Source organism: Micromonospora sp. CPCC 205739, from assembly GCF_036906795.1.
Lineage (GTDB): Bacteria > Actinomycetota > Actinomycetes > Mycobacteriales > Micromonosporaceae > Micromonospora.
This window is the reverse complement of sequence record NZ_JBAKHS010000050.1, coordinates 1-1,441: the sequence shown is the minus strand read 5'-3', so window position 1 is coordinate 1,441 and position 1,441 is coordinate 1. Positions and strand designations below refer to the sequence as shown.

Below are 1,441 nucleotides of genomic sequence, written 5' to 3'. Positions count from 1 at the left end.
CTAGTAGTGCTTTGTTAGGTTCGGTGGCGTTTGTTGCGGTGTAACGGTTTCACGGGTTGGTGGCAGGTGAGGCAGGCGCCGGTCCAGGTCGCGAGGAGTCGTTGCAGTTCGCGGATGACCTTGTAGAGGGTCAGGCCGGCGCAGCCGCTTTTGGGTCCAGGCGTAGTTCGGTGATGAACAGGTGCGCGGCGGTGACGAGGGTGACGTGGCGGTGCCAGCCGGTCCAGGAGCGGCCTTCGAAGTGGTCCAGGCCGAGGCCGGTCTTCAGTTCGCGGTAGTCGTGTTCGATCCGCCAGCGGATCTTGCCGTAGCGGACCAGGTCGGTGTGGCTGGTCGCTTCGGGAAGGCTGGACAGCCAGTACTTGACTGGCTCGGCTTGGTCGTCGGGCCATTGGGCGATCAGCCACCGCTCGGGCAGGAGGCCGTCGGCGTCACGGGCGACGCGGTGCCCGGCCGGACGCACCCGGAGGAAGACGAACTGGGAGGTCATCGTGCCTTTTGAGCCTTCCCGCCAGGTGATCGTTTCCGCGGCGGCGCGTCCCGCGGCCCAGACGAGTTCGACCAGGCTGACCGCCGTCTTCGGGTAGCGGGGGTCGGTGCGCGTCGGTGGGCGGCCCCGCCCGGACCAGACCCGCTCGACTGGCCGCACGTCTGGCTCATGGGCGAGGGCGTCGCCTTTGACCTGCATGATGTAGTCGATCCCGCGTTCGTCCAGGGCACTGCGGAACTGACTGTTGTCCCCGTAGCCGGCGTCGGCGGCCAGCAGCGGCGGTCGCAGCCCGAACTCGATCAGTTCGTCGAGCATCTGCACCACCAGCGCCCACTTCGGGCGATGGCGCTCCTCATCAGGGATGCCGCAGCGGGCCCGGGCCGCGGCCACCCCGGGACGGGCGGCCTCGTCAACAGTGTCGTCGTCCCAGGCCGTCGGCAGATACAGCCGCCAGTCCAGAGGGCACGACGCGGTGTCGGTGACCGCGTGAACACTCACCCCGATCTGGCAGTTCGCCACCTTGCCCAACGTCCCCGAGTACTGCCTGGCCACGCCCGGTGAGCCCTTGCCGTCCTTCGGGAAGCCCGTGTCATCGACCACCCATGCCGTTGGCTTGACCACGTCGACCGCCCGGCGGGCCAGCCGCATCCGCACCGCCGTGGTGTCCCACGTCGAGGTCGTCACGAACTGCTGCAACCCCTGATGATCCACCCTGAGCCGATCCGCCATCGGCTGCATCGACTTCCGCCGCCCATCCAGCAGCAGACCCCGCAGATACGTCTCACCCTTCGCCCGCTGATCCGACCGGGGCAGCGGGGTGAACACATCCGCGGCGAACGCCTCAAGCCGTTGCCGCACAACGGAAAGCTCGTCAGGAGTCACCCCAACATCGAACTACCCGGACCACTTCGAGCACCCCAACGACACGCCGACCTAACAAAGCACTACTAG

General features: G+C 67.5%; 1 protein-coding gene. It reads right to left on the bottom strand.

Annotated features, from left to right (window positions below; all coding sequences use genetic code 11):
• Window positions 1-130: 130 nt before the first annotated feature.
• Window positions 131-1,372, bottom strand: coding sequence for an IS701 family transposase (locus tag V6U88_RS30090; RefSeq protein ID WP_334458285.1), 1,242 nt, complete (start codon window positions 1,370-1,372; stop codon window positions 131-133).
• Window positions 1,373-1,441 lie beyond the last annotated feature (69 nt).